The sequence below is a fragment of the Rubritalea tangerina genome (assembly GCF_042683245.1).
GTDB classification, from domain to species: Bacteria; Verrucomicrobiota; Verrucomicrobiia; order Verrucomicrobiales; family Akkermansiaceae; genus Rubritalea; species Rubritalea tangerina.
This window is the reverse complement of sequence record NZ_JBHUJB010000035.1, coordinates 187,528-211,940: the sequence shown is the minus strand read 5'-3', so window position 1 is coordinate 211,940 and position 24,413 is coordinate 187,528. Positions and strand designations below refer to the sequence as shown.

Annotated in this window: 18 protein-coding genes; 10 read left to right on the top strand and 8 right to left on the bottom strand. The window is 50.0% G+C overall.

Annotation, left to right across the window (positions count from 1 at the left end):
• Positions 1 to 56: 56 nt before the first annotated feature.
• Positions 57 to 1,013, top strand: a complete 957-nt coding sequence (locus ACFSW8_RS09090) for a hypothetical protein (protein ID WP_377087425.1) — start codon at positions 57 to 59, stop codon at positions 1,011 to 1,013.
• A 58-nt stretch (positions 1,014 to 1,071) separates the two neighbouring features.
• Here the strand turns inward: ACFSW8_RS09090 and ACFSW8_RS09085 are convergent, their stop codons facing one another.
• The 4 genes from ACFSW8_RS09085 to ACFSW8_RS09070 all read right to left on the bottom strand — a co-directional run bounded on the left by ACFSW8_RS09085 (position 1,072) and on the right by ACFSW8_RS09070 (position 8,138).
• Positions 1,072 to 2,382, bottom strand: coding sequence for a DUF5690 family protein (locus ACFSW8_RS09085; RefSeq protein WP_377087424.1), 1,311 nt, complete (start codon positions 2,380 to 2,382; stop codon positions 1,072 to 1,074).
• A 144-nt stretch (positions 2,383 to 2,526) separates the two neighbouring features.
• Positions 2,527 to 3,576 (bottom strand): zinc-binding dehydrogenase, encoded by a 1,050-nt coding sequence (locus ACFSW8_RS09080; protein ID WP_377087421.1) that lies wholly within the window; start codon positions 3,574 to 3,576, stop codon positions 2,527 to 2,529.
• Between the two features lie 162 nt (positions 3,577 to 3,738).
• Positions 3,739 to 4,551, bottom strand: a complete 813-nt coding sequence (locus ACFSW8_RS09075; RefSeq protein WP_377087419.1) for a LamG-like jellyroll fold domain-containing protein — start codon at positions 4,549 to 4,551, stop codon at positions 3,739 to 3,741.
• A gap of 131 nt (positions 4,552 to 4,682) precedes the next feature.
• Positions 4,683 to 8,138 (bottom strand): LamG-like jellyroll fold domain-containing protein, encoded by a 3,456-nt coding sequence (locus tag ACFSW8_RS09070; protein WP_377087417.1) that lies wholly within the window; start codon positions 8,136 to 8,138, stop codon positions 4,683 to 4,685.
• A 176-nt stretch (positions 8,139 to 8,314) separates the two neighbouring features.
• Between ACFSW8_RS09070 and ACFSW8_RS09065 the strand changes: the two genes are divergently transcribed.
• Positions 8,315 to 8,875, top strand: a complete 561-nt coding sequence (locus ACFSW8_RS09065; protein ID WP_377087416.1) for a helix-turn-helix domain-containing protein — start codon at positions 8,315 to 8,317, stop codon at positions 8,873 to 8,875.
• A gap of 24 nt (positions 8,876 to 8,899) precedes the next feature.
• On the opposite strand, the gene gltS is transcribed toward ACFSW8_RS09065, so the two are convergent.
• Complete coding sequence (gltS, locus tag ACFSW8_RS09060) at positions 8,900 to 10,135, bottom strand: sodium/glutamate symporter (RefSeq protein ID WP_377087414.1); 1,236 nt, start codon at positions 10,133 to 10,135, stop codon at positions 8,900 to 8,902.
• A 509-nt stretch (positions 10,136 to 10,644) separates the two neighbouring features.
• A complete protein-coding gene (locus tag ACFSW8_RS09055; RefSeq protein WP_377091394.1) occupies positions 10,645 to 12,048 on the bottom strand; it encodes a sulfatase in 1,404 nt (467 codons plus the stop codon).
• Positions 12,049 to 12,398: 350 nt separating this feature from the next.
• Between ACFSW8_RS09055 and ACFSW8_RS09050 the strand changes: the two genes are divergently transcribed.
• From ACFSW8_RS09050 to ACFSW8_RS09030, 5 genes are all read left to right on the top strand, one after another.
• Complete coding sequence (locus ACFSW8_RS09050) at positions 12,399 to 14,291, top strand: DUF3604 domain-containing protein (RefSeq protein WP_377087408.1); 1,893 nt, start codon at positions 12,399 to 12,401, stop codon at positions 14,289 to 14,291.
• Positions 14,292 to 14,326: 35 nt separating this feature from the next.
• Positions 14,327 to 16,213 (top strand): DUF3604 domain-containing protein, encoded by a 1,887-nt coding sequence (locus tag ACFSW8_RS09045; RefSeq protein WP_377087406.1) that lies wholly within the window; start codon positions 14,327 to 14,329, stop codon positions 16,211 to 16,213.
• A gap of 9 nt (positions 16,214 to 16,222) precedes the next feature.
• Positions 16,223 to 17,059, top strand: a complete 837-nt coding sequence (locus ACFSW8_RS09040) for a peptidyl-prolyl cis-trans isomerase (RefSeq protein WP_377087404.1) — start codon at positions 16,223 to 16,225, stop codon at positions 17,057 to 17,059.
• Positions 17,056 to 18,048: a HupE/UreJ family protein gene (locus ACFSW8_RS09035; protein ID WP_377178024.1), complete on the top strand. Its 993-nt coding sequence runs from the start codon at positions 17,056 to 17,058 to the stop codon at positions 18,046 to 18,048. The genes ACFSW8_RS09040 and ACFSW8_RS09035 overlap by 4 nt, the downstream gene beginning before the upstream one ends.
• 221 nt (positions 18,049 to 18,269) lie before the next feature.
• On the top strand, positions 18,270 to 19,133 hold the full coding sequence (locus ACFSW8_RS09030) for a hypothetical protein (RefSeq protein WP_377178022.1): 864 nt from the start codon (positions 18,270 to 18,272) through the stop codon (positions 19,131 to 19,133).
• A gap of 6 nt (positions 19,134 to 19,139) precedes the next feature.
• On the opposite strand, the gene ACFSW8_RS09025 is transcribed toward ACFSW8_RS09030, so the two are convergent.
• Positions 19,140 to 20,417 (bottom strand): mechanosensitive ion channel family protein, encoded by a 1,278-nt coding sequence (locus ACFSW8_RS09025; RefSeq protein WP_377087399.1) that lies wholly within the window; start codon positions 20,415 to 20,417, stop codon positions 19,140 to 19,142.
• A gap of 247 nt (positions 20,418 to 20,664) precedes the next feature.
• Between ACFSW8_RS09025 and ACFSW8_RS09020 the strand changes: the two genes are divergently transcribed.
• A complete protein-coding gene (locus tag ACFSW8_RS09020) occupies positions 20,665 to 22,002 on the top strand; it encodes a mechanosensitive ion channel family protein (protein ID WP_377087396.1) in 1,338 nt (445 codons plus the stop codon).
• A 13-nt stretch (positions 22,003 to 22,015) separates the two neighbouring features.
• Here ACFSW8_RS09020 and ACFSW8_RS09015 read toward each other — a convergent pair whose 3' ends face one another.
• A complete protein-coding gene (locus ACFSW8_RS09015; RefSeq protein WP_377087394.1) occupies positions 22,016 to 22,888 on the bottom strand; it encodes a LysR family transcriptional regulator in 873 nt (290 codons plus the stop codon).
• Positions 22,889 to 22,997: 109 nt separating this feature from the next.
• Here ACFSW8_RS09015 and ACFSW8_RS09010 point away from each other — a divergent pair, with 109 nt between their 5' ends.
• Together ACFSW8_RS09010 and ACFSW8_RS09005 are read left to right on the top strand one after the other, a co-directional pair.
• Positions 22,998 to 23,708 (top strand): pirin family protein, encoded by a 711-nt coding sequence (locus tag ACFSW8_RS09010; RefSeq protein ID WP_377087393.1) that lies wholly within the window; start codon positions 22,998 to 23,000, stop codon positions 23,706 to 23,708.
• Positions 23,709 to 23,732: 24 nt separating this feature from the next.
• A complete protein-coding gene (locus tag ACFSW8_RS09005) occupies positions 23,733 to 24,365 on the top strand; it encodes a YceI family protein (protein WP_377087392.1) in 633 nt (210 codons plus the stop codon).
• Positions 24,366 to 24,413 lie beyond the last annotated feature (48 nt).

The following is a 24,413-nucleotide window of genomic DNA, read 5'->3' as shown; positions in this document are numbered from 1 at the left end:
CAAGCCTATCCGACTTTTCCTGACTACTTTAAAACACCGAAAAACCGCTTAAGTCCGTGCCATTCGGGCCAGTCTCTAACTATACCTCGCGATGGATGACGACAGCGGAGTATAAGGATGGGAAGTTTTACCTATATTACGATAACCCGAATGACCAAGATCCGCATTTGATTGTGGATGAGGATTTGAGGGATGGAAAGATGGGGAAAGATTATGGCTTGGTGTTTAAAGATCCATCAGATGGTTCTGACAACGCGGTGATTAGAGGGGCAGATGGGAAGTTTCATTTTATTTATGAAGATTGGTCACCACTGAATGCGAGTAAGCAGGCTTGGGATTCGCCATTGGCGGGGCATGCGGTTTCTCCCGACGGTATTCATGAGTGGAAGGTGCTTCCTCCGGCAGTGGACCTGCGGACTAAGGCCACGGGTAAAGTGTTAGAGTACAAGCATCCTTTTCAGCCGGACAAGTTAAAGTATGAAGAGCACATGCCGAAGCAAGATGCATTTGGTGATTGGGCGGGCATATTGGTAGGCGAGCGCTATTATTTATTTGCGGACTATGATCCTGCAGCGAATAAGTCCGGAAGGAAGGGGATGAGTGCGGCGTGGTTTACGTCGACAAGTTTGGATGAGCCATTTAAATTTTGTAGTCACATTGGGCAGGGGCATCCTGATCCGGACATTGGCTTTGCGGAGGGGCAGTTTTATTTGATCACTCAATTTAATCAGGACTTTGTGAGCCCTGGGCCGTGGGTCAAGGGGGTGCAAGCGCGCGTGGGAGTGGATACTAGCAATGATGGCAAAGCGGATCAATGGACGGAGTGGCAGGAGATCGAGGAACGCTACGACCACAAGCCAGGCTTTGCGAAGCAGATCGTAAAGGTGCCGGCGCAGGTAGATGCATCGGGCTTACCGGCTGGCTATGGGGTGCAGTTTGAGATCAAGTTGAGTGCTCCCTCTGGTGCGCAAGTGAAGCCACGACTCGACGGCGTGAAGATTAGCTATGAGTAGGGGGAGGGAAAAGAAGTGTGGTTCTTTTCCCATGTGCAGTACCCTGACACCACAGCGCCTAGGCTTTGAGCTTTGGATTGAAGTAGAGAGCGATGGTTAGGGCTGCAAGAGGGGCGAAGATCATGACGGTGAGGCTGGCATAATTTAAGATGGTGAGCCATTGGATGTTTACCGCTAGATATTTGGTGAGGATATCTCTGAGAAGGTAGATGCTGACTGTAGATAGGTATCCATAGGAGTCTGCGAGGGCAATGAGGAAGCTAGCTGTGGCGACGGTGTGAAGGGAGGCAAGCAGCCGTTCTACGAGGATGACTTGGTAGGGGACAAATGCCATGTAGAGGCCCACACCATTCATGAGGTAGAAGCCGAGGGGGCTCAACATACCTTGTTGGAGGAGGAGAGTGGCGCTGCCGAGTGTGAGTGCGCCGATGGATATGAGGCTGAGGCTGGCGAATACTGCTGAGCGGTGGCTTTTGACTTTGGTAAAGATGAGTAGGGAGACGATGACCAAGAGGCCTACTTTTATTTCGACACCGGCAAAGTCACTTGCAGTGACGGTGTGTCCGAGCTCTTTGAGAATGTCATTCATGAAGCTGTCCCTGATATCTCTGTAGGTCATGAGGCAGAGGTAGCCAAACACAAGACAGACGACTCCGAGGAGGTAGGTGCGCACGAATTTCCTGCGTTCTTGGTGGTTCATGGGTTCCCGAAGTGTTCTATTTTTTCTATCTTCAGGGGTGGGAGGGGGCACGTGGTAGAGCATTGTTAGAGCGAGTAAGAGCAAAGGGATGAAGATGGCACCAGTGGTGACAGGCATCCAGAATTCTGCGACTCCCAATCCATCCATCGTCCAGCGTCCGACGGCTTTGACGATACCGGAGGAAAAGATGATACTAATGCTCATGGCGAGGCCGAGGAATTCGGTAACGCGTCTTCCTTCGAGGATGCCGAAGATGAGTGACCAGACCATGCCTAGGGGGAGGCCATTGAGAAAGAGGAAGATGAGGTTGTATGGGCGCGGGCAGAGTGCGAAGCCGAGGAGCATAAGTTCGGCGAAGAGGATAAGGCCGAGGACGAGGGGGACCCGCTTTTTCATTGTGGCTTCAGAGGCGACTTTGATGCCAATGAATTTGGAGCTCATGTAGCCCAGCAGCTGGGAGATGACGGCGATAGATTTGTAGCCAAAAGTGACGCCAAAGAGGGTGAATGCTGAGAGGCCTTCATAGCCTGTAGCGGTGAAGGGTTTGCGGAATGCATACATGCTGGCATAGGCTGCGAAAGCTGCGAGCATGGTATAGAGAACGAAGACAAGCTTCGGTTGTTGATTGAGCCATTTACCAACTTGAGTGGTTCGCGTTTGGTTTTGCATAAGGTTTGAGTGTGTATAGTGTTTTTCTTGTTAGGCGCATAAAATGCGGTTCCAATTTTACCTTATTGGTAGTTGGTAGGTCACTCAAAGTAGGGTGACAGAATTGTTGGATGACCTCAAGTCATGGAGCGTTATTGGATTGAGTTAGGTGATGTTAGTGGTTTCTGCGTGCGTTGGGCGCACGGCGACTCGGTGCCACATATGTTGTTGGCTGAGGGCGAATGCGGCATCGATGTTAGAGAGTGGCATGGGTGGGGAGACGAGTGTGCTCCAGGGGTATTGGTGGAGGTGTTTCTCTAGGAATTTAATGGCCTTGGAGAGGTGAGTGGCGGTGTAGTTATGGACACCGATGACGGTGAAGCAGCCTTTGACGATATCGACTCCAAGGATATCGAGAGGGGTTTGGTCATGCACCATTCCTGCCCAGAGGTAGTGGCCGCCGGGGCGGAGGAGGCGAATGCCTTCGGAGAGTATGTTAGAGACACCAGCAACTTCGATCACGGCATCGAAAGAGGAATCAGCTTTTGTGGCGAGATGGTTTGCATGGAGGGTTTGGAATCCAAATTTTTCGACGAAATCGAGGCGTTCTTGGTTGATATCGGTGACGGTGATATGTGAGACGCCACGTGCTTTGAGGAGGGTGGCGCCGTAGATCCCTAGCAGGCCAGCACCTTGAATGAGGACGGAATGGGTATTTGGGGGAAGAGGTTCAGTGACGGCGACCATGGTAGCGAGGGCGCAATTGGCAGGGGCAACGACTTCATCCGGTAAGGTATCGGGCAGGGGTTCGATGTAGGTACCTTTTCTGAGGAGAATGTGCGTAGCGAAGCATCCATTGAGGCCACCTTGGTCTTCGAGTGGGGCGTGGCCGTACTTGAAGAGGCTTTCGCATTTTTGTGGGACATTCCATTCGGTGCAGGGTTTGCAGCATCCACAGGTGTCGGTGAGGGTCCAAGTGATGCGTTTACCGAGGAGGTGACGTTGACCGGGGTCAGCAACGGCTTCTACGACCCCTACGGCTTCGTGTCCGAGCACGGATGGGAGGAAGGTGTTACGTTTTCCTGCATAGGTGTGGAGGTCAGACCCGCAGATAGTGGCTAAGTGGATGCGGACGAGTACTTGGCCATTTTGGAGGAGGATGTTTTCGGGAAAAGTATCGAGAGTGTGCGGGGTGTTAGGTCCTTGGAATACCATGCGCTGTCGGGGTGGGGCGATGGAATGGGACTGGGGGAGTAGGGTAGCTGGAATGGAATGGCTTGGCACGATAGAGTGGAGTGAAGTGGTGTGGTTTACCACCCAGCTCGTGTTGAGCTGGGTGGGACACAACCATGTGGTAGTATTTTTTGTACAGAGTGATTAGCGACGTCTGCGCAAGATGAGGCTGAGGCCACCGAGTCCGATGAGGGTGGTGACTGAGGGTTCAGGGATGGCGGTGACGGCTTGGCCGTTGACGCCATTTTGGTAGACTTGGGAAATTTCAGAGCTATCGAGCACTCTGTTCCAGGCGGCGAATTCATCGATCATGCCATCAAAGGCACGGGTGCCAGAGCTGGATCTTGCATTACCGATGTGGATACCGGTGGAAGAAATGGTCGAGGTCGTAGCGGTGATAGAATCGAGAGCGGAGCCGTTGATATAGGTTTCGACAGTGGTGGTGCCGGCATTTGCGGTGTAGGTGATGAGGACGTGTTGCCAGGTGCCCGCGGTGTGGACATCAGTGAAGAGGTTGTTTGGCGTGGAACCGGCATAGGTTTGGCCATCAGCGAGTCCGGCATCGAGGTTTCGAAGCCCGTAGGAGAGATCAAAGTTATTTTCAGCTTCGAAGACGAAGAAGCGGCTTGCTGCGCTGGTGGCATCGGTATCGAGTTTGTACCATGCTGCCACAGTGAAGCTTTCGCCGAGTGTGTTTCCTGAGCCAAATCCGACACTGGTGGAGATTCGGTCATTGGTGGTTCCGGCAAAGGTTGCGGCATTGCCAACAGCACCACCAGTTTGGCCGACAGCGACGTCGGTGCCGACGATGGTAGCGTTAGGGCCTGAGGCGCTCGCGTCGTTATTGAGGTCTTCGAAGTCGTAGTATGTGACAAGTCCCGAGGTGAGGGCGGCTGTGGCTGAGCTGGCCATTCCGAGGAGGGCAGAAAGGCCGGTGATTGTTTTCATTTTTTTCATGTGTTTGGTTTGTTTTGGGGTTGGTTTTGTTTCTTTTGTGAAACATCTAATCCACAGATATCTTGTTTCTTGTCATTCTGTAAAGGTTTCTTTTGTGAAACTTTAGGGGCGCAAAAAATATGGGGCTGTGATTAGAGAGATTTTTTACGGAGTCTGACTCGGAGGAAGTCTTTATTTTTTGGTGGGGATTGGGTGGGGGTGATTGCTGAGATACGTTCTAAGTCATTGTTGAGTGGAGTGATGGTTTCGGTGACATTGGTTTCAGTTATCCATGAGTTTGGTTGCAGTGAGTTTGAGGTTTCATAATGGAATTCGATGAATTCTTTGGCTTTGGTGCTTCGGGTATAGTTTACTTTTAGGAAACTTTGGTCGGGTTGGATTTGGGGGCTGAGGTTGATTGAAGGTGGGGTGTTTCCTTGAAGTGGGTTGAGGCCAAAGCCGAATTCTTCGAGTGTGGTCATCTGGTCGGCATCTGGGTCAGCGAGGGCATCGGAGGGATTGGTTTTATCGAGGCCGTAGAGCTCCTCCCACCAATCTGGGAGGGCATCATCATCAGAGTCCAAATGGCTGATTTTAGTTGGGATTGCTGGTGGGGCGCCGGCACCGTAGAGGGAGAGGATTTCCGCGGCCGTGAGGGAGCGGTTCCAGATGGCTACTTCATCGATGAGGCCGTCAAAGTTTCTACCAGTTCCTGCGCGGTGGCCGCCGATGATGAGTCCTCCCGTTTCCGCGATGGGGGCAGTGAGGTTGAGGGAGTGGGATTTGGCGAGAGCGCCATTGAGGTAGAGGTGCAGTGATTGGGAGTCGAAGCTGATGGCGAGTTGTGTCCACTGGTCGAAGAGGTTGCGGTCGACATCGAAGTCGAAGCCACCGTGGGAAGTGGTTCCTGGTGCTTGTTGGGATCCAACGGCTCTGGGGAGGAGTGTTTCGGTATGGAGTTGGACATTGACTTTGGTGGGGTCGGAGCTGGCTTGGATACCGACAGAGATTGCGTAGCCGGTGGTGGATGCCTTGCCTAGTGTTCGTGTGCTGCTTGGGAGGTCACCGGTGTGGTTGTTGACCATACTTTCGAGGAGGAAGTACCGATCGGTGCTGCCGTGGGCTGGGAGGGTCGAGGGCTTACACCAGGCAGAGACTGTGTAGGCTGGGGCGTTGTCATCGAGGAAGCTACGCGGCACGCTCAGGTATTGGCTCTGGCTACGGCCGAGTTGGAGAGCTCCGCCACGGATACCTTGATCGTCAATACGCTGTGCACCGTTATGTGCGGAGGCATTGAGTCGTTGGCCGAGTGGGGATGCATTTGAGAGGTCTTGGTCGAATGACCAGTAGGCCCGGAGTTGGTTGGCTAGCCCGTCAGAGCCTTTAGGGCTCAGTTGGTCGTAGGCGAGGGTGACTTGGTGGTTCACATTGCCCTCTTGATCGAGGTATTTGACGGTAAGCTCAGGGACCTCTTTAGTGGTGTCTGCCTGCATGGTGAGGAATTGGTTTTGCGTTTCGCGCGACCATTCGAGTGAGGGATGATAGACATTGAGTGATGAGATGATGCTTTTGTGGCCTGGGGACATGACGAAGTCATGGAGGTCATAGCCGACGCGTTGGGGATGCATGAGGTAGCGTGCGACGTGGATATCGCCACCGAAGAGGACGACACCTGGAATTTTCTCATCGCGGATGGTATCGAAGAGGGCATCGCGTTCTGCCCAGTACGTGAACATGTCGTCAGTTTCAGAGTTCTTTTTATCCTGCCAGATTTGGCCTTGGAGGATGACTTTGAAAGGGGCTTTTGAGTTGCGGATGGAGTTTAGGAGCCATTGCCACTGGGTGGCACCAAAGCAGGAGGATTGTGAGGCATTTACGGGTGAAGCCTCGGTTTGTGAGAACCAGCGAGGGTCAAGTAAGAAGACTTCCATGGCACCCAGGTCAGTTTTATGGTAGATGCCAAGGTTGTCGTGGCCGTATTGGTCATGGGCTCGGTATTCGACAAAGCCTCTGCGGGTGTTGACTTTACGGCCGGCAGTATTGAGGCCATTGCCGCCATTGATACCGAAGTCATGGTCGTCCCAGGTACCAACGGTGGAGGTGTTTTTGCCTAGGCTGGCGAGTGTGGGGACTTGGAGGAAGTGGCGGTGTTTTTGGCGGATGAGTGTGAGGTCACCGGTATCGACATAGGGGGTATCTCCGGAGAGGCAGAGGAGGTCGAGGTTATGGTTTGCCATTTCGCTCCAGACACCATTTGAGGTATCATTGGCACAGGAGATAAAGGCGGCGGTGACGACGTGGCCTTTACGTGCGAGATTAGTAGTAGAGAAGTGGTGTGTGGCGTCTCCACCAGCGTAGAGGGTGGTGGAATTATCCGCGTTAACTTTTTCGATTTTATACGAGTAATTGGAGTTTGGGCTGAGTCCGGTGAGGTGGAATTTTGCGACGAAATCATTTTGTGCGAGACTGGTGCTTTGATCCGTTGCGGCGACTTGTCCTTGGGAGTCGAGGGCGCTGAGTCTGAGGGTTTCTTCTTGTTGGCCTGGGCTGTAGAGGAAGTATGCTTCGGTGGGTTTGATGGTGCCGACATAAGGGCCAACAGGGTCAGTGGGGCCGATGATGTTTACCGTGATCTGCTGGGTGCTATAGGAGCCTGACTTTATGGCGACTAGGGTGTAGGTTTTCTCAGCGGTGAGGGTTTCGGAGAAGGTACCTGTGAGTGGGGATTGGTTGGGGCCATTGACGAGGGTGACTGAGTCTGCGGAGGTGACATTCCAGTTGAGGGTAGTGGATTCACCGAGAGTTAGGGTGCTTGGGGTGGCAGTGAAGCTCGCGATGGTGGGAGCGGGGGCTGGGGAGCCCGAGTGGATGAGGTTTTGCTGATTGAGTCCAAGCGCAAAGACTGTGGCGCATTCTTCGTCAGTGAGTGAGCGGTTCCAGAGGGCGATTTCATCGATTTTTCCATCGAAGCCACGGTTATTTACTGAGGAGCGGGCGGCACCGAAGTTGATAGCATCTCCAGCGAGTTTAGAAGTATCAAGGGTGAGTGTGCTGGATAGGACACCGTCTATGAAGGTGGTGATGGTGGTGAGTCCGTCTGCACTGGAGTAGCGCTGGAGTACATGGTGCCAGCCGGGGAGGGCGGCATCGGCGATGAGCTGTGAGCTATCTTGGGAGTATACTTGTCCGTCGTTTATGCCCGCTTGGGCAAGTGCAGAATCGCGGATCCCGTAGGAGATGTCGTAGTTGTCTTTACCTTCGAATACAAAGTAGCGATTGGAGGTGTTGGTTGAGGTGATTGGGGAGTTTAGGTTGTACCAAGCACTTAGGGTGAAATTTTCGCCGAGCATGGAATTGGCACCGTAGCTTGTGGCTAGCTGGATATGTTGGTTCTGAGCTCCTGTGAGTGCGAGGGATTGGTCGATGAGGCCTGCTGCAAAGCTCGGAGTGTTGATGGCGGTGGCTGAGCTTAGGTTTGGCGTATCCAGCTGGTTCTCGTAGGAGTTGTTCAGGGGGAAGTATGCCAGAAGGTTTTCAGATAGAGAGGCGGATGCTGAGACGCATGTACCGAGAAGGAGTGTCAGTAGGTAAGGATGCAGTTTGTCCATAAAGGTAAGTGGTGTGTTTTTCTGATACTAGGCGTATTTTGTTTTTCTTTCGATATCAAATGTTTTCTTTGGGAAACATATTTTCTGTGGACAAGATGCTGATGGGTGAAGAGCGGGAGGAGGAGTGTCTGATGCGGTTGACTTTTGGGAAACTTTATCTAGTTTTTTGAGAAACCATGGTCAATTTAGTGGAATTAGCAACACGGGTGAAGTCTGCACGTAAGGAGCGAGGCTATACACTGGACGAGTTAGCCAAGCGCGCGGATATCGGCAAAGGGATGCTTTCAAAGGTTGAGAACTTCAGGGTGACACCATCTTTGCCAACGATCATCAAGGTGGCGGCAGCATTGGAGATTCCACTTGAGAAACTATTTGAAGGATTAGATAAGAAGACCGAGGCGAAAGTGGTGCGCAAGGGGGAGAGTAAAGCGGTGGACCGCGATTCAGAGCATTCTTCGATTGCCTATTTTGATTTGGCGCATCCGCGCCCTAACCGGAAGATGGACCCTTTTGAATTAAGCATTCCTCCTGGGGGAGGACGTGAGCAGCCGATGTCTCATGAGGGTGAGGAATTTCTTAGGGTGTTAGAAGGCACGGTGCATTTACGGATTGATGAGAGGGAGCATGAAATGCACGCAGGGGATTCTATCTATTTTGATGCGGAGGTTCCGCATTGTCTTCAGAACCCCACTGAGGAGGAAGCCAGGGTGCTGTGTGTGTTTCTGGAGCGATCTTAAGGTTCGGAGCTAGCCGGGAGAGGCCTACCCACCCGTGACTGCGTTAAGAAAGAAGGGAATCAGGAGGGCGTTTGCCAGATCAATAAAGAAAGCGCATACGAGCGGCACAATGATGAAAGCGAGGTGCGAAGCACCATACTTTTGGGTGACGGCGGACATGTTCGCCATGGCTGTGGGTGTGGAGCCCAGTGAGATGCCTCCAAAGCCGGCACAAATGACCGCTGCATCGTAGTTTTTCCCCATGGCTGGGAAGAGGATGTAAAGGTTGACTAATACGGCGATGACAAATTGAGCGGTGAGAATAGCGAAGATGGGGCCGGCTAGGTCGAGAAGGGTCCAGAGTTGCATACTCATTAGTGACATGGCGAGGAAGGTGCCGAGTGACATGTCAGCGACCATTGCGATAGCGGGTTTCCCTGCTGGCCATTCGGTGCCGGTGATACGGGGCAATTTTTTTGGTACGGCATTGGTAAGGAGGATGCCTGAGAAGAGACAGCTTACGAAGAACGGCAAATCGAGGCCGATGGCTTGGAAGCCCTCGTCAACAAAGTAGCCTAGGAGGATGCAGATGTGAATGGCTAAGACGGCGTCGAGCAAGTCCATGTAGTCGAACTGTTTGACTTGGAGGTCTTCAGATGGGACGCCGACATTGATTTCGTCTTGGTTATCACACTGAAGGTTGTGTTTCTTAACGAGGTGATGTGCAATGGGGCCGCCCATCAAACTGGCTAGGATGAGTCCGAATGTGGCACAGGCGATGCCCATTTCCATCGCATTAGTGACTCCATAGCCATCGGCAATTTTGGGAGCCCAGGCGATCGCCGTACCGTGTCCGCCAATGAGAGAGACGGTGCCTCCTAGAAGTCCTTCTGGACCGGACAGACCGACTGCTTGAGCAACGGTGACGCCGGTAAGGTTCTGAACCACCATATAGCAGAGAGTGATGGCAAGTAGAATGATGAGAGGCTTGCCGCCCTTGAGCAAGTCGCTGAGGCTGGCATTGATCCCTATCGTGGTAAAGAAGTAGACGAGTAAAGTATCACGAGCGGCCATGCTGAATTCTATTTCAAAGCCAGAGAGGGCGTAGATGAGCGTGATAAGGATGGAGATGAGAAGCCCGCCTGAGACTGGGGTCGGAATGCTGAATCTGTTTAAGAAGCCAATCGCAGCATTGAGGCGTTTTCCAAAAAAGAGAACGAGGATGCCGAGTGTGACGGTAAGGAATGTGTCGATGACAATGGTGTTATCAATGATCTCCATGAGCGGAATGTCCTAGGACTGGTGAGATGAGAGGGTTCAGTGAGAGTTACGCTGCATGTGTGTCATGAAGTGATAGAAGTGACCAGCATTATCACGGGGGTGTGTGACTTTGAGACATTAAGCTGGGGAGAGAAGCTAATACCATCTTTCGACTCGGAATAGACGAATGGAGTTTGGTTGAGTCTTGTGAAGTTTGCGCTACGCTATTTTAGAGTAAATCGGATTATCTTACAGAATGTCATCGTTGTCATTCAGTTGTCCCGCGCGTGCGGGAGGCCTTCACTCCGCCTTGATATTCTGCAAGCTCATTCCGACCATTCGTCCACTCCGTTTCGATCAATGGTATAAGGAGTTAGAGGGGGGTATAGGAATTTCAGGCGATGTGGACATTTTACTTCACAGTGCGAACAGGAAGAAAATGAGATGAAAAATCACCAATCTATGTAAGCAAATTTCGTGCTTTGAGGCTGATTGGGCCCCTCGCTGCGTTGGCAGTTGAGTCGTGGGTGTTAGGGTTGATATGGTCGAGGGATTTGGCCGTCGAGTTCGTTAAGGTGATTGTGCATGAGTTTTTTGAGTGCCTGTGTTTTCTCGGGCAATTGGGTGGAGATATTTGATTTCTCGTAGGGGTCTTTTGAGAGGTCGTAGAGCTCAGAGTTGCCTTTTTCGTAGTAGTGGATGAGTTTGAAATTACCGGATCTAACAACCGTGTATGGTGGGCTAGCATGGTAGTGTGGGAAGTGCCAGAAGAGGGCCTCGCGCTGGAGGGGTGTACCGTCTCGCAGCATGGGAATGAGTGATTCGCCATCGATAGGGTGACCGGGGGTGATACCGGCGGCTTCGGCAATGGTAGGAAAAATGTCGATATGATTGATTGGGGTGTCAGTGGTGCTGCCTGGTTTGGTAAGTCCGGGCCAATAGATAAGCTGAGGCACTCTGATTCCTCCCTCATAGGGCATGCCTTTTTTACCTCTGATTGGAGATTGTTTGGTGGCGCTTTGGCCGCCGTTGTCTGAGGTGAAAATGATGACGGTTCGGTCGAGGAGGTTGAGGTTTTCTAGGTGTTGGAAGAGTTTGCCGAAGTTTTGGTCGACGGATTCGACCATGGCGGCATAGACGGCATTTTTCTGCGGACCGGTCGCATTTTTATTTTTATATTTTGCGACCAGTTCTGGTTTTCCCATGTTAGGGCTATGGACGGCGTAGTGTGAGAGGTAGAGGAAGAAGGGTTTGTTTTGATTTGTGCTGATAAAATCGATGGCTTCTTCGGTTTCACGGTCGGTGAGGTATTCTCCTTTTTCTTTAAGTTTGAGGTGTGCAGGGGTGGGGCGGGACTTGCTGGAGTAGGGGGAGAAGTAGGACCCTGGTGCTCCGAGGCCGCAGCCGGCAAAGTTGACATCAAAGCCTTGATCTTGGGGGAAATGGCCACGGTGGCCTAGATGCCATTTACCAATATGAGCGCTGATATAGCCAGCAGGCTTAAGCATTTCAGGAATGGTGATTTCAGCGAGTGGCAGTTCTTCTACGTTGAGTGGGCAGCTGAGTTTCTTTTTGGAGCCCTGTGAGAATTTTCCTTTTTGGGTATTGAGCGGGGTACCATTTTTAATCTTTTTGCTCACTTCCATGTAGGAGATGAAGTTGGTTATTCCGAGGCGTGTTGGGTAACGCCCGGTCATGATCGAAGCTCGCGATGGTGAACAGACAGCACAGGCTGCATAAGCTTGATCACACTTAAGAGCTCTCTGAGCAAAGGCATCTAGGTGGGGAGTTTCATAGAAGGTACTGCCGAAGCAGGCAAGATCACGGCAGCCCATGTCATCGATGTTGATGAGGACAAAGTTTAGGGGTTTCTCGGCATAGGTGAGTAGTGCGCTGGAGATGAGACTGAGGAGGGTGAGGCTGGTTTTGATCATTGCAATTATAGTAATGGCCAAAGGAGAGGGGGTATTACGTTCATTCTTCGGTGACACCATTCTTGTTCTTTTGCTAGGCGGTGTGGACAAGTTGCTTCACTGCCCGTTTTTAGATAGGGTGATATGAGGTCAGTTGCCTTGCGGCAAACTATTTTGTCCACACCGCCTAGCCGATTTATTAGGGTTTGTTAGCTAATGAGTTGAGGTTTCACGGAGCGAGGAATGCGATGAGGGGGAGGATGAGAGTACTAGAAAGCATGGAACCTTGACGGGGCTGTATGAGATGTAGTATTTGATGGGGTGCTTTGTTAGTTGGTATTCTAACAAAAATAATGTAAGAGATTTTTCATATGAAGCGCATTTCAAGATACACAGTGGTCTCAATGGTAGGGCTATCATCGGCATTTGCTGAGACTGAGACAAAATCGTCGGTGAAGTTTTCGCCCTATGTAGGGGAGACGTACCCACAGAATGTTTATTGGGGGGACACGCATTTGCACACGCGCTTATCATTAGATGCGGGGATGTTTGGTAACACGTTGGGGGTGGATGAGGCCTATCGGTTTGCGAAGGGGGAGGAAATCACATCAGCGACAGGGATAGCGGTGAGGTTAGCGCGTCCGTTGGATTGGTTGGTGGTGACGGACCACACGGACTTGATGGGGTTTGCGCCTGATTTTCAAGCTGGAGAGGAGCACATTTTAGCGGATAAGAAGGGGAAGGAATGGTATGAGGGGTACAAGAAGGGTGGGGAAGCTGCGGCGACGGCAGCATTTGATTTAATCACCAACTTTTCACAGGAGACATTACCGCCGGCTTTACTGAAGGCGTACAGTCCGGGTTCCAAGGAATTTGCGGCAGTGTGGAAGGAAATTGTAGATGGTGCTGAAGCGCACAATGATCCGGGGAAGTTTACTGCGTTTATTGGTTTCGAGTGGACCTCAGTTCCCAAGGGATTCAATCTTCACCGGAATGTTATTTTGAGAGACAATGGGGATAAGGCGATGCAGGTCGTTCCGCCGACAACTCAGAAACCGATGGGGAGCACGGACCCGCTTCACCTTTATAAATGGTTAGAAGAGTATGAGAAGAAGACAGGGGGCAAGGCGCTCTCCTTGGCCCACAATGGCAACCTTTCTAACGGCTGGATGTTTCCAACTGAGGACACCTATTCAGGAGGAAAAGTGGATGAGAATTATGTGAAGCTGCGTGCGAAGTGGGAGCCGCAGTATGAGATCACGCAAATCAAGGGAGATGGGGAATCGCACCCATACTTATCACCGGACGATCCTTTTGCTGATTACGAGAACTGGGACGTGGGTAACCTTGATTTAACTCAGTTGAAGAAGCCCGAGATGTTGAAGGGTGAGTATGCACGAGAAGCACTGAAACAAGGTTTACTGTTAGAGAGGAAGCTGGGCACTAACCCTTATAAATTTGGATTTGGAGGAGCTACAGACAGCCATACCTCGTTGGCAACTGGAGACGAGGACAACTTTTTTGGAAAGTCAGCTTCTGCAGAGCCCTCTAAAACAAGGGTGAGCCATCCTTTTGTGGAGTCGAAGTTAGGAAAATTTGCGGGTCACACATTAGTGGCATCGGGATACACAGGGATCTGGGCTGAAGAAAACACACGCGAGGCGTTATTTGATGCACTGGTTCGCAAGGAAACCTACGGCACGACAGGGCCTAGAATGAAAGTACGTTTCTTTGGTGGATGGGATTTTACGGAGAAGGATCTCTTTAGTCCTCAGGCTGCACGTGCAGGCTACATGAGAGGGGTGCCGATGGGTGGTGATCTTAAAGCTGGTTCAGGAAAGGCTCCCACTTTTATGATCTCAGCAGTGCGTGATGCACAGAGTGCCAATTTGGACAGAGTTCAGGTGATCAAAGGCTGGTTAGATAAAGACGATAAGTTGCATGAGAAAGTATATGATGTGGCGGTGTCTGATGGCAGAAAGATTGAGAATGGCAGCTGCAAAACACCGGTAGGAAATACGGTGGATGTGGAGACGGCTACTTGGCAGAATACGATCGGGGCTCCTGAGCTTGGAGCAGTTTGGAGCGATCCGGATTTCGATGCGACTGAGCCTGCATTTTACTATGTACGTGTGTTAGAAATTCCGACACCCCGTTGGGTTTTATACGACAAGGTGCGTCTGGGTGCAGAGTTGCCGAAGGAGGCTAAGTTAGTTGATCAGGAGCGCGCTTACACCTCCCCCATTTGGTACAACCCTAAGTAATTATCTCTATTTCTCACCTCTAGCCCCTCAGACTTATGAAACTCCCAGCAATTACTCTCAGTGCCATTGGCATAGCAGCGACCGGATTCGCAGACCAAATTCCCACCAAAGATGGGGTGGATGCGACTGTTAAGCAGAAGTTTTCGCCCTATGCCGGCAGGGATTTTCCAACTCAAGTTTTTTGGGGGGACACGCATTTGCACACTGCAGTCTCGGTGGATGCTGGGACAATGTGTCGGATTGGTCAGGAAGACGCCTATCGTTTTGCTCGAGGTGAGGAGATCACAACGACGCATGGCTTGAAGGCAAAGCTATCGCGTCCACTTGATTTCTTAGTGATCTCGGATCATGCAGAAATGTATGGTTTGATGCCTCAGTTATTGGGTGGAGACCAAGAGATCTTGAGTACGGAAACTGGGAAGCGATGGCACAAAGCGCTGACCTCGGGTGATGACAAAGTGGTATTTGATACAGCAATGGAGATCGTGGCCTCATTATCTGGAGATGAGGTTCCTATCAAGAGTGATAGAGCGGTGAAGAATGCTTGGCAGGATTATACTGCTTTGGCGGATAAGTATAATGATCCGGGGCGCTTTACGGCATTGATTGGCTATGAATGGACAGCTATTGGTGGGAACAATTTGCACCGAAATGTGATTTTTAGAGGTGATGCCTCGGTGGCCAATCAAGTGGTTCCTTTTTCTCAGTTTGATAGTAAGAACCCCGAGGATTTATGGAAACATCTCGAAGGCTTTGAAAAGCAGAGTGGTGCAGAGGTGATGACGATTCCTCACAATGGTAATTTGAGTAATGGTCGGATGTTTACTGTGGAAACATTTGATGGCAAGCCATTGACCAAAGAGATTGCTGAACGCCGGGCGCACTTTGAGAAAATAGTAGAAGTGACTCAAATCAAGGGAGACAGTGAGGCGCATCCGATGTTATCTCCGAACGATGAGTTTGCGGACTACGAGACATGGGATAAGTCGAATTTAAATGGCACGGAGGTCAAGAAGCCTGAGATGCTGCAGTGGGAGTACACGCGGGAAGCGCTTAAAACTGGCTTGAAGCTAGAGAAGAAGTTAGGAATTAATCCCTATAAGTTTGGCATGATTGGGAGTTCCGATGCTCACACTGCGATGGCTGCTGTAGAAGAAGAGAATTTCTTTGGTAAGCACTCAGGAGTAGAGCCTGAGCCGAAGCGCTGGGAGCACATGGTAATAGAAGCTCCTGACCCTACTTATTCGATAAAGGGGTGGCAGCAAGCGGCTGGTGGATATGCAGCGGTTTGGGTCCGCGAGAATACGCGGGAAGCGATCTTTGATGCGATGAAGCGCAAGGAAACTTATGCGACGACGGGGCCGCGTATGATTGTTCGTTTCTTCGGCGGTTGGGAATTTACTCAGGAGGATGGAGCATCACGTTTACCTGCGGATGCTGGTTACTTGAAGGGAGTGCCTATGGGGGGTGATTTACCTGCTAGAGGTGAGAGCAAAGCCCCTAACTTTTTAGTTGCTGCTATGAAGGATCCATACAGTGGTAATCTTGATAGAATTCAAATTGTAAAGGGATGGATAGATGGTGATGGGAAGACTCATGAGAAGGTTTACGACGTGGTGTGGTCTGGGGATCGCAAACCAGATGAGAAGGGTAAACTGCCAGCAGTTGGCAACACGGTGGATGTTAAGAAGGCCACTTGGGAAAATAGTATTGGGGCGCCAGAGTTGGTGAGTTTTTGGCAGGATCCAGAATTTGATGCGGAACAATCTGCTTTTTATTATGCAAGAGTGATTGAAATACCCACTCCGCGCTGGACAGCTTATGAAGCGAAGCGTTTCAATGTAGAGATGAGCAAAGAGGTGCCGATGACGACACAAGAGCGTGCGTACACCTCACCGATTTGGTACACACCGAAGAAGTAATTGATTTAAATGAAGAAACTAGTGCGGGAGCCATTGCTCCATTTTATGCTAATAGGGGCGGGTTTATTTGGGTTGTACTCGCTGGTGAATCAAGAAGAGGGGCCGGGTGAGGACACGATAGTGATCTCTGAGGGGCGTATCGAACAATTTATCAATGTGTATGAGAAGACATGGCAACGTCCACCGACGGAGCATGAGCTTAAAGCATTGATAGATGATTATGTCATTGAGGAGATTTATTATCGGCAAGCTGTGGCCATGGGGATTGATCAGGACGATACGATCATCCGCAGGCGCATGCGGCAGAAGTTAGAATTTCTAACTGATGATGTTTTGATGGCATCGGATGGAGATGATTCTGAGTTGGAGGTGTACTTATCGGAGAATCCGGAGAAATTTCGCAAAGACGGGAGCTATAGTTTTGAGCAAATATATATCAACCCGCAGAAGCATGCAGGTGATCTGAAGAGTTATTTGAAGGAAGTTGAGGAGAAGCTGCAGTCTGGTGAGGAGGTGGAGAGTGACTCGTATTTCATAGCAAGGGAGCAGAAGGAAGTGCCTCGTTGGAAAGTGGATCGAGACTTTGGTCAGGATTTTTCAGGCAAATTGTCGGGTCTGAAGGTAGGAGAATGGAGTGGGCCTCTGCAATCTGGTTTAGGGTCGCATTTTGTGAAGGTGAGTCAACGGACTGAGGGTTCCGTGCCACAGTTGGCTGAAATTCGTGACAAGGTGAAGCGAGAGTGGCTACACGCGCAAAAGTTAGAGAGGCGCAGACAGTTCAACGAAAAGTTCCTTGAGAAATACGAGGTCGTGATTGAATGGCCAGAACAAGGGAGTGGTGCATGAAGTTATACCGATTTATTGTTCTCATCTTTCTCATAACTAGCAGTGGGGTGCTAGCCCATGAGATGCGTCCGGCCTATTTGGAAATCCAAGAGATTACTGATGGCCAGTATGATGTGTTATGGAAGGTTCCAGCGAAGGGTATGGATCAGAGATTGAGTCTGAATTTACGCTTCTCTGATGGGGTGGAGACACTTTCTGAGCCGGTATCTGGATTTGTGGGGGGGGCTCACATCCAAAGGATGCAGGTCTCGAAATCAGGGGGCTTGGCTGGAGCAAGTATTTACATTGATGGTTTAGAGAGAACCCTTACAGATGTTCTGTGTAGAGTGGAATATGCCAATGGAACATCGTTGACCCATCGGCTTACTCCCGAGAATAGTAGCTACCTGATCCCGGAGGAACCGACCATAGGAGAAGTGATATGGACCTATTTAGTTCTCGGGGTGGAGCATATTTTATTAGGGATTGATCACCTACTTTTTGTTTTAGCACTTTTGTTAGTAGTACGTTCCTGGAAGTTACTTATTGGGACGATCACGGCATTTACTCTAGCACACAGTATTACGTTAGGCTTGGCGAGTTTAGGCTTTGTCTCAGTCCCAGGAGCTCCTGTGGAGGCGATCATAGCTCTGAGTATTGTTTTTGTTGCTGCAGAGATTTTACGATCTTATCAAGGAAAGCCAGGTCTGACAGAACGCGCACCTTGGGTGGTAGCATTCAGCTTTGGTTTACTTCATGGATTCGGTTTTGCGGGGGCCTTGAGTGAGATTGGCTTGCCTCAGAGTGCCATACCTATGGCGCTTCTTAGTTTCAACATAGGGGTGGAATTGGGGCAGTTGGCGTTTGTTGCTGTTTTAGTGGGAGGCTATCATTTGGTTAGGCGTCTGCCGCTGAGAATGCCTGATTGGTCACGTTATGTGGCTCCCTATGCGATTGGCTCTGTCGCAGCTTTTTGGGTCTTGGAGCGTGTGGTAGCATTTTGGCCGTGATACGGACCCTACTGTTATCGACTATTTGGGTGGGCTTGGCACATGCGTGTCAGATATGCCTACCGTATCCTGAGGACACTTTGCTGGACCGGCTGATAGCAGCTGAGGCTGTGGTTTTGGCTCGGGAAAATAGCGAGAGGCCCTTTCATTTAGAGTCAGTAGAGGTCTTGCGGGGTGATGAGGTGGGGCTTGAGTTGTATCTTCCCAGCTCTACTAGAAGAATGTTAGACGTTTATCCACAGCGTGCGATTCTTTGTAGTAGGGAAGGTGAGGAATGGGAGCAATTGGCGGTTTTCAAGGAGTCTATGCGGCCTGTGATGGAGGATCTCATCAGTCATTCATGGGGTGGGGGGATGAAGGAGAGAGCTGCGTATTTTGCGCCGTTGTTGAAGCATGAGGAGGAGACATTACGGCGCTTGGCTCACTTGGAAGTAGCTAGGGCTCCTTATCCTCAGATTAGGAAAATTGAGCATGCTGTGAGTAAGCAAGAGCTACTCCAATTTTTGGCTAATCAAAGGATGGTAGAATGGCACGCACTGTATATTCTTTTGCTGGCTCAAATGGCGGATGAGGCAGATGGGGAGAAGATTGCGCAGCGCTGTGCTATTTTAGCTGACTACCACCTCACAACACAGTTGTCAGCATGGTTGCTTTGTTACTTGGAAACGAATAAGGAACAGGCGATTTCCAATATAAAAGAGTGGTATTTTTCGGAAGAAGCTAGAAGTCCTCAAGAGGTGGGAGCTGTGATGCAAGCGCTCTCGACATTTGGGGAGACTGAATACAGAGGGGACGTTATAGTGTTCTATTCAGATCTTTTACAGTCACACCCCGAGGTACTTGAAAGCGTTCTTTTAGATGTGGAGCGTTGGAGTGTTAGAGAACTTGATGACGATCTCAAGAAGTTAGTAGAGAATGATGTGAGTTTACGTATTGACCTAAAGCAGCGTGTTAAAAAACATCTCAACAGTGGGGTGGTTTCTGAGCCAGATGCGAGAGTTGAGCAATTTCAGTATTGGTGGCTGCTGGTTCCAACTTCAGTATTGTTAGTTCTGACAGTTTCTCGGTGTAAGAGGCCGGCGTGAGGGTGGCTATTCGACTTTAGGTTTTCCGGTCAGCAACTGTGAGAGTTTAAAGGGTTGAGCTTGGTAGTCGGAATCGAGGTATTCCTCTGGAATGGTGATATGGTTCGCATCTCGAACGCCGGAGAAGGTTGGTGACATGATTTCGACTCCAGCTTCATTGAACTTATCTTGGATGGATTGATTAAGTTGTGAGTAGATGAGAGGTGTTTTGCGAGGTTGACGGGTGAGGACGTTAATTTCGTATTCTACACTGAAATCACCGAGAGCTTTTTGAAGTACAAAGGGGGTTCTCTCTTTTTCAATAAATTCAATACCATCCGCAGCAGCAATGAGTAGTTCATGAACTTTGCGCCAGGGGACATCGTATCCGATAGTGACGGAGATATGCAGGAGGACACCTGAACCTTTGGCATGCGTGCTGTAATTGACGATATGATTATTCATTACCATGGAGTTGGGGATGGAAATGACGACGTTTTTTGGTGTGCGGATTCGGGTGACGAGGAGAGATTTTTCGACGATATCGCCTGTGGTTTCTGCGATGCGCACGCGGTCACCCGTTTGGAAGGCTCGCATGTAGGTGATTGCGATGCCTGCAATGATATTGGTGATGGCGGATGTAGAACCGAGTGAGACGAGTACGCCGATGAAGATAGAGAGGCCTTGCAGAGCTGGTGATTGGGAACCAGGTAGGTAGGGGAAGACAATTACAAAGGCGAAGACGATGATGAGTAGTCTAACAAGAACAAATGTAGGGCGGGCCCATTCTTGGTAGAATCCATCAATTTGGATGCGTCCCCGATCTAGACCATCGAAGACGAGTCTAACAATACGAATGAGAAAGTTAGCGAGGAAGGCAACAATGAGGATGAATACCAAGTCTGGGATGAAGGCGATGAAGTCGGCCTGAATTTCGAGGTATTGTTTAGATAGGTAGTTCCAGACAATTTCTGGAATGTGTTTGGTGGTATTGAACTGTGTGAGGACGGCTACGGCGAGAGCTGCGATGAGGAGAATATTGATGAGCCTGCGGATTGTGGATGTGACTGTTGAGCTCAGTTTACAAATTTCATCGGCTTTAAGTAATTCTTGGTCCTGAAGTTTGATGGAACGAATGCGTTTATGGAAGAAACGGCCGTCTTCGGTGCCAATCCAGCGGAAGATTTTTCTGACAATAAGCCATGCGAGGAGGAAAAATAAGGTGGAGATGCCAATGACAATGGATTGCCTTAGAATGGTGGACTCAAAGAGCGTTTCTAGGAAGCTAAGTGTGTGTAGGGTCATGGCGTGTAGCCGGTTCTTCGTTATTCGTTAGCAGTCTATGGCTAGGAGAGGTGCGCAAAAGTTGCCCCTCATAATAGGCTGATAGAAAAACTAATGTAAAGAATGCAATCTGTTGGGTTTGCAGGGTTGAAGGTGAAGGGAGCGTGTTAGTCTCAGAGGAGGGACTGCTTTAGGTAGGCTCGAATGGTATCGGGATATTCGTACTTGAGGAAATGGGTGGTGGGTCGATAGATTGGTGGGCAAGCGCATGAAAGTGATTCACCAATTATTCATTTTAGGGACACTGCTAGTGCCTAGTCTAGGTGCTGAGGAGTCAAAACCTGTGAAGCAAGCTGTGATTGTGGAGGAGGTAGTGGATCCAAACTCGTTGCACTATGTATTGTCTGCAGATGCACGGGGGGTGGAATTACCATCTAGCGAGTTACGCATGATGTTGCGGCCATTGACAAAGGAAGAGTTAGGGGTGGAGTTAGAGGAATGGATGGCCTTGCTCAAGAAGTTGATTACGGATGCTTCCCGAGTGAATTTAGAGATAGCCCGCATGGAAGCGGAGGAATTGGAATCAGCAGAGGGGTTAAAATTACGGGAGGAGCAACTGAATTACCGGCGTGATGAATTAGTCCTGGTAAAGCATATCAACACGGTCATTCATGCGTACGAACAGAAGGGGGGGAATGTAGATTTAGAAAGAAAGTATGTGGCAGCAGTGGTGGAAACCAAGGATGCTACGACCAAGAGTCCGAGTGAGCAAGTGACTGCTCTAGCTGCAGATTTTGGGGTGTGGTTTGATAGCCGTGAAGGAGGGAAAGAGTTTATTAAGAAAACCACTCGCTTTGTCATCATTTTGTTCTTTTTCGCAGGGTTTGGAAAGTTGATAGCGAGTGTGACTAGGCGCATCATGCGTAGACATCACAGGGGGTCTAGGATGCTTCGTGAGTTCATCGAGAAGACCATAGGTTTTGTCGTATTTGTGATAGGTTTTTTTGTGGCTTTGGCGGCTGTAGGAGTGCATGTTGGCTCGATGTTGACAGCACTGGGTGCGGGAGGGGTGGTGATTGGTTTTGCGCTACAGGATAGTATTGTCAATTTTTGGAGTGGCTTGATGATCATGATATACAAGCCATTTGATGTGGATGATTTCGTTTTGATTGACGGAGTGAAGGGGAAGGTTGAGCGCATGAGTTTTGTTTCGACGACCTTGGTAACTATCGATAACAAAGAGCTTGTAATTCCTAACAGGAAGGCGTGGGGTAACACGATAACCAACTACACTGGACGGTCGGTGCGTCGGATTGATTTTAATTTCAGCATCAGTCATGATGATGACATTGAGAAGGCGGGAGAGCTCTTAATTGAGTTAGCCAAAGGGCACGAGAAAGTATTAGGGAAGCCGGAACCTGTCTTTGGAGTGAATGGGCTTACGGATATTTCAGTGGATCTCTTTTTCCGCCCTTGGGTAAAGACAGAGGATTATTGGCCGGTGTACTGGGAACTCAATAAACAGATCAAGGCTGCATTTGATAGAGAGGGAATTACGATTCCAAAGCCACAGCAAGAGCTGACCTTACATCAGGGAGCAACTTGAAGGTTCTGAGTCGTCATGTCTGGGCGGCTTGTGTGAGTTCTTCGACGAAGGATGCGGTGATGGTATCGAGTGAGCGATCGTTGTGCCAAGCTACGGCGACTCGGACGGGGCTTGGTGAGGGGTGGAGGGGGAGGAGTGTGACTTCGGATCCTACATTAGCGCCTTCGGCGACGAGAGCGATACCGATGCCGGCTTCGAGGGCAACCCGGAGGCTTTCGATTCCATCGAATTCACCGGCGACTTTGGCATTGATCTGGTTTTGTTTAAAGTAGGAGAGGACGCCACGGTAGTATTCTGGGTAGTCGTGGCGTGAGAGCAGGAGGATACGCTGACCGTCTAGCAGCTCAGGGGTGGCGACGGGTGCGTTAGCTAGAGGGTGTTGTTGGGGGGTGGCTAGGAAGAGTTTTTTTTCGAGTAGTACTTCCCAGTCGATTCCTTTTTCAGGTGCGTAGGCGCCGACCATGAGATCAATTTTGCCGTTAAGGATTTTTTCTTTCATTTCCTCCGAGGTGGAATCGAGGAGGTCGACTTTGACGCTTGGGTGGCGTTGGACGAAGCAGCTCATTGCTTTTTTTAGAAGTTTGCCACCGAGGCTGGGAGCGTAGCCGATACGGATGATTCCTCCATCGATTTCACGTTGCATGGTGGCGAGGCGTCTTTCTACTTCTTCGATGAGGTGGATTCCTTCTCGCTCGACGATTTGTCCCTCTCTTGTCAGTTGGATGGATTTGGCTCCGCGGTTGATGAGGTGCCAGCCACAGTCGTCTTCGAAGGCGCGGATTTGTCTACTGAGGGCTGGTTGGGTCATACGCAGGGCTTTAGCGGCGGCAGTGATGCTGCCGAGTTCGGCGACTTTGAGGAAATAGCGGAGTTGGCGGATTTGCATAATCTATGTCTAATAGGTATTAATTATGTGATCAAGTATGCCTTTTAGGTATGCCATGGCTGATTTCTGAACATGAGACAAAGGGGGGGATTTGAGGCAGTATGAGGGCATGAAGACGAAAGCATTACAGATTTTACGTTCGAGTGAGAGGGGGCACGCCAATCATGGTTGGTTGGATAGCTATCACAGTTTTTCATTTGCCCACTATTACAATCCAGAGCAGATGGGGTTTCGGAGCCTGAGAGTGATCAATCAGGATGTGATTCGGGGTGGTGAAGGTTTTGACACTCATCCGCACCGAGACATGGAGATTTTCACTTACATGCTGAGCGGTGCGATGGAGCATAAGGACAGCATGGGGAATCAAGGGGTGATTCGTCCTGGGCAGATTCAGATGATGTCGGCTGGAAGTGGCGTTACTCATTCTGAGTTCAATGCTTCACTGACCGAGGATGCCTCATTATTGCAAATTTGGATCATGCCAGCAAGGCAGGGCTTAGAGCCAAGTTATACAGAGTGGACTCCTACTGAGGAGCAGCTTGGGGCGAACAAATCATTGATCATCTCTCCAGATGGAAGAGAGCAATCGGCAATCATTCACCAGGATGCTTACGTGTACCGCATTCAGTTAGAAACAGGGGAGGCTTTGACGCATTTTCTAGCTGAGGGAAGGGGAGCGTGGGTGCAGTTAGTAAAAGGTGAGCTCATTGTGAACGATAGTGAAATTTTTTCAGGGGATGCAGCTTTTACGGAAGAAGCTGGAGGTTTGCGCCTCACAGCTAGAGAGCCGGTAGAGGCACTTCTTTTTGATCTTAAATAAACCAAACTAATAACAACCAATACTATGAAACCAACACTACTTGCGCTAACAGGCGCTACCACACTCGTTCTTGTTGCTTGTGAGAATCCAGCTGACAAGTCAACAGCAGCTACTGTCTCTGAGGCAAAAGAAATTACTCAGGGGGAAGTTAGCGGTCAGAAATGGACTTTTACTGAGGACTCAACGATTACCTTTGTAGGTTCGAAAGTGACAGGAAAGCCCGAAGGGGGCTTTAAGAAGTTTTCGGGGCATTTTTATGTTGATGGGGAGAGCTTAGCGGCGTCTGGCCATGAAGTTGAGATAGACATGAGCTCAACATGGTCTGATGCAGAGAAGTTGACTGGGCATTTATTGTCCGCGGATTTCTTTGATGTGGAGCAATTTCCGACGAGCACCTTTACGGTGACGGGTATTGAGAAGAAAGCAGGATCAAAGGGAGAGACACATTTGCTGACTGGTAACTTTAGCTTCCACGGTGTGACGAAATCGATTGATATTCCTGTGACGGTGGGGCAGAGCGCTGAAGAGATCACAGTGAAAGCTGATTTTTATATCAACCGCTTTGATTTCAATGTGAAATACCCTGGGAAGACTGACGATTTGATTCGTGAACAGGTGGTCATCCGCTTTGATCTCAAGGCCAAGCCAGAAGCGTAAGCGTAATTTGAAGAGCTCCCCTGCGTCTTATTTAATGGAGTAAATTAG

Bases quoted from the DNA above. Each gene is read 5' to 3' on its own strand.
- ACFSW8_RS09085 (WP_377087424.1), bottom strand. From the start codon at position 2,382: ATGCAAAACCAAACGCGAACCACTCAAGTTGGTAAATGGCTCAATCAA.
- ACFSW8_RS09080 (WP_377087421.1), bottom strand. From the start codon at position 3,576: ATGGTATTCCAAGGACCTAACACCCCGCACACTCTCGATACTTTTCCC.
- ACFSW8_RS09075 (WP_377087419.1), bottom strand. From the start codon at position 4,551: ATGAAAAAAATGAAAACAATCACCGGCCTTTCTGCCCTCCTCGGAATG.
- ACFSW8_RS09070 (WP_377087417.1), bottom strand. From the start codon at position 8,138: ATGGACAAACTGCATCCTTACCTACTGACACTCCTTCTCGGTACATGC.
- ACFSW8_RS09065 (WP_377087416.1), top strand. From the start codon at position 8,315: ATGGTCAATTTAGTGGAATTAGCAACACGGGTGAAGTCTGCACGTAAG.
- gltS (WP_377087414.1), bottom strand. From the start codon at position 10,135: ATGGAGATCATTGATAACACCATTGTCATCGACACATTCCTTACCGTC.
- ACFSW8_RS09055 (WP_377091394.1), bottom strand. From the start codon at position 12,048: ATGATCAAAACCAGCCTCACCCTCCTCAGTCTCATCTCCAGCGCACTA.
- ACFSW8_RS09050 (WP_377087408.1), top strand. From the start codon at position 12,399: ATGAAGCGCATTTCAAGATACACAGTGGTCTCAATGGTAGGGCTATCA.
- ACFSW8_RS09045 (WP_377087406.1), top strand. From the start codon at position 14,327: ATGAAACTCCCAGCAATTACTCTCAGTGCCATTGGCATAGCAGCGACC.
- ACFSW8_RS09040 (WP_377087404.1), top strand. From the start codon at position 16,223: ATGAAGAAACTAGTGCGGGAGCCATTGCTCCATTTTATGCTAATAGGG.
- ACFSW8_RS09035 (WP_377178024.1), top strand. From the start codon at position 17,056: ATGAAGTTATACCGATTTATTGTTCTCATCTTTCTCATAACTAGCAGT.
- ACFSW8_RS09030 (WP_377178022.1), top strand. From the start codon at position 18,270: ATGTTAGACGTTTATCCACAGCGTGCGATTCTTTGTAGTAGGGAAGGT.
- ACFSW8_RS09025 (WP_377087399.1), bottom strand. From the start codon at position 20,417: ATGACCCTACACACACTTAGCTTCCTAGAAACGCTCTTTGAGTCCACC.
- ACFSW8_RS09020 (WP_377087396.1), top strand. From the start codon at position 20,665: ATGAAAGTGATTCACCAATTATTCATTTTAGGGACACTGCTAGTGCCT.
- ACFSW8_RS09015 (WP_377087394.1), bottom strand. From the start codon at position 22,888: ATGCAAATCCGCCAACTCCGCTATTTCCTCAAAGTCGCCGAACTCGGC.
- ACFSW8_RS09010 (WP_377087393.1), top strand. From the start codon at position 22,998: ATGAAGACGAAAGCATTACAGATTTTACGTTCGAGTGAGAGGGGGCAC.
- ACFSW8_RS09005 (WP_377087392.1), top strand. From the start codon at position 23,733: ATGAAACCAACACTACTTGCGCTAACAGGCGCTACCACACTCGTTCTT.